Origin of the sequence: Chitinophaga sp., from assembly GCF_036569125.1 — a bacterium.
Lineage (GTDB): Bacteria > Bacteroidota > Bacteroidia > Chitinophagales > Chitinophagaceae > Chitinophaga.
In genome coordinates this window covers 1-3,608 of sequence record NZ_DATCRF010000126.1, presented here as the reverse complement: position 1 = coordinate 3,608, position 3,608 = coordinate 1, and the positions used below count along the sequence as shown (strand labels likewise).

Genomic DNA, 3,608 nt, shown 5'->3' with positions numbered 1-3,608 from the left:
AAAAAAGAGGGGAATAAACAGGAACAGATTTTTGACCCAATGATGAGGCCTGAGTAGTTTCAGATATTGCACGGGGATGAACAGATGTTAATACGGGGGGCAAGATACAATTTAAAGCGGAAAGCTAAAAGGAGAAAGCATAAAGCCTTGTACTACGGAGGGGCGGGAAGTAAGGGATAGCGTTTAGTATTGTACGTTATAAATATATTGAATGCCAAATGCTTAACATATAATGCCGGGAAAGTAAGGGCTATGGCGTTAAGCGTTCTGCGTCAAGCATTCAGCCTTTAAATACATTGAACACCAAATGCTTAGCATACAATGCCGGGAAAATAAGGGCTGCAGCTTTCTGCTTTCTGCTTTCTGCTTTGCGCTTTCTGCTTTCTGCTTTGCGCTTTCCGCTAATAAAACTACTTTTACGCCTTCAAAAACATAAAAACCCCCATTATGTTGTCCGGGTCATCGTCCCTTTACCAGAAACGTACTGTTTTTACTGTTATTGAATGTGTGCTGATCATTGGCCTGGCGCTGGTGCCCCTGTTCACTACTTTCCCTTACCGGGTTAATATCTTTTTGTCGTGGGAAGGCGCTTACCGCATGTCCATCGGGCAAATGCCGTATAAGGATTTTGGTACGCCGCTGGGGTATGGCTTCTGGCTGATACCGTCCCTGTTCTTCCGCATATTTGGCCCGCAGCTGATCTCGCTCGTAAAAGCGCAGGTGCTCATTAATATTATGGCGGGATTTGCTTTCCGCTCCATTTTAAAACGCCTGAACATAGAGCCGGCCATACGGGCTTTATCGGTAATGGTGTTTGTGCTGTCGTATTCCTTCTTCAACTTCTGGCCCTGGTATAACCATACGGTAATTGTGTATGAGCTGGTAGGCTTAGCCTTCCTGTTCCAGTACATGACCCGCCCGCAAGAAAAGCTGCGTTTCCTGTACCTGCTGCTGGCAGCCCTGTTCACCTTCCTGTCTATTTTTACCAAGCAGGATGGGGGCGGACTGGCACTGCTGTTGTGCCTGGCCCTGTTATTATATAATAGCATCCATGAAAAACGCTGGTGGGAGATCCCTGCTTTCCTGGGCTGTTATTTCCTGGTGGCGGCCATTATTATAGGCCCGCTGCTGCCGCATGGTTTTGGATACTGGTATAACCACGGGCAGCCTCCGCACAATTCCCGCCTGGCAGTAACGGATTTTGCAGAGGAGATCCTGGGCGGGTCCCAGTGGATCAAGTTTTACCTGGTGCTCATGGTGTTATGCCTGGTGCCGGCCCTGCGCAACTTTAAGGCTTTCTGGCAAAACAAAACAGCCATGCTGTTTACCCTGCTTACCCTGGGTATACTGGCAGAGGCAGCCCTGTTCCAGGTAACCAGCTACACACCGCCGGATAACAACATCTTCTTCCATAGCTTTGCCTTTGCATTCCTGTGCACACATTTTGCCGGCATGCAGCATATTGACCTGGGCCGCCGTAATGCCTTTTTAAGCACTGCGCTGCTGGTGCTGCTGTGGTGGTCCGGTGTGTTCTGGAAGTATATTGACCGTATTTTTCAGCGCATATTCCCGGCGCCTACAGAAATGGTGCAGGGTGCGCCGGATCCGAATGCGGAGAACGTGGTATCCCGCCGGAACTTTATGCTGAGTACAGATACCACCACGGATGTGCCTACCGCTGAATGGATCTTCTCTGACCTGCCGGGATTTAAGAAAATATACATGCCGCCATCCACCGTACATGGTATGGAGCGCCTGCTTGCTATGCCCGTGGTAAAGGAAAAGAAAGATAGTATTAAAGTGCTGAATATGACAGAGTTAACACCCCTGGCTTATGCTATGCCCTTTAAGCTGGAAACCGGCGAGGATTACCCGCTGTGGTACCACCTGGGCGTGGGCATGTTTAACCGGCAGCTGGCAGCCTTCAAGGAAAAAGTGCAACAGCACCACTACGATATTATCCTATATGAATATGCACCCGGACTGAACAACTTTTTTCCCTTTGCTTTAAGACCTGAGCTGAAACAGCATTATAAGCAGGTAGATGAATTTCTGGCGCCGCGCCGCCCTACCAATGCTATAATAGAGGTGTATGTAAAACCGTGAGAACGCTAAATGTTTAATGCTGAATGCTTAACGCTAAAGCCATGATGATGCCCTCAGCAAAACGCAAGCAGCGTTCAGCGTTTAGCATTCCGCATTCAGCTTTTTTTTACAGATACCCAACCTTTAGGTAATAATACCCTGTCTGTATTATCAGGGCCGGTGTATTGCCTGTCTATTGTATGCTTAATCTGAAAGAAACTGCCGTTTAACTTATCCGACCATACGGACCATTCTGATCAAACACACGGCCAACTGGACCAGCTACTGGCCGGTTGCCGGAGTAATGACCGTTTGTGCCAGGAGAAGCTATACTACCTGTTCTTTGACCGGATGCTGGCCGTGATAAGGCGCTACACCAGTGACCGGGACAAGGCGACAGATATTTTGAACAACGGTTTCCTGCGGGCATTTACTAAAATTGCCCAGTACCAGCAAACCGGCAGTTTTGAAGGATGGCTGCGCCGTATTATGGTGCATGCAGTTGCAGATTATTTCAGGAACGGGGCCGGACAAACAAAAGAGCAAATGCCGGGAGAGCTGCCGGGAGATATAGCCATAGCCACAGAGAGCAACCCATTGGAATACAAGGATCTGCTGCTGGTATTGCAGCAGCTGCCGCCTACAACAAGGATCGTGATCAACTTATTTATCATAGAGGGCTATTCACATAAAGAGATCGCTGAATTGCTGGGCATCAGCACCGGCACAACCAAATGGCATGTGGCAGAGGGGAAGCGTTTGCTGCAACGGTATATAACAGCCCCACCATCGTCATTAAAGCGCAATATGAATGGATGACCAGCACAAACATATTGAAGATTGGCTGAAAGCAGCTGCGCAGCAACCGGCGCCGGATGATACCGGTATGGAAGCTAAGCAGCAGGCCTGGTCCAAAATGGCCGGCCTGCTGGATAATGCTGCTGTGCCTGTGCCTGCGCAGGAGCCGGCACCGCTGCCGAAACCCTGGTTTGCCACGGGTCAGGGTATGCTGTGGTTAGCAGCTGCAGCGGCAGCGGTGGGGCTGGTTGCGCTGGTGGTATATTTGCAGGTAAATCGTCATCAAACGTCAGAAAATAAAGAGCTAAAAGGAGTTGTGCATGAAAATGTAGCAGTGAATGAGCATAATGGTACGCAGAAAAATGATACATTAAGTATGAATGATCCGGCGGCCGGAGATAACAGGGGAACTACTATATACGGATCAACGGAAACTGATACAATGGATGGCGACAACAGGGAAGCAACCCTGAACGGACAAGCAGCAGAGGGGATAAATGGTGATGATAGTAATGGTGCAGCAGCAGGTATCAATAGCGATGCTGGCGGAAAAGGAGCTTATGGCCCAGCAGCAGGCACAGGCAGCCTGGTTACAGCCGTAGTGCCGCAGGGTAATAAACTGTGGAGCGGTGTAACAGCTGGTGCGGAAAAAGGAGCCAGTGAAAAGGGGAGAGATGCTGGCCAAGCTGCCGGGGGAGGTAGAGGAGCTATCAATGAAAAAGCTG

General features: G+C 49.4%; 3 protein-coding genes. All 3 read left to right on the top strand.

Annotated elements, in window-relative coordinates:
* The first annotated feature begins 447 nt into the window (after positions 1-447).
* A complete protein-coding gene (locus tag VIM87_RS04420; protein WP_331995805.1) occupies positions 448-2,106 on the top strand; it encodes a hypothetical protein in 1,659 nt (552 codons plus the stop codon).
* A gap of 198 nt (positions 2,107-2,304) precedes the next feature.
* A complete protein-coding gene (locus VIM87_RS04415; RefSeq protein WP_331995806.1) occupies positions 2,305-2,904 on the top strand; it encodes an RNA polymerase sigma factor in 600 nt (199 codons plus the stop codon).
* Positions 2,897-3,608 (top strand): hypothetical protein (locus tag VIM87_RS04410; protein WP_331995804.1); only part of this gene is annotated, 712 nt, incomplete at its 3' end. The genes VIM87_RS04415 and VIM87_RS04410, both read left to right, overlap by 8 nt.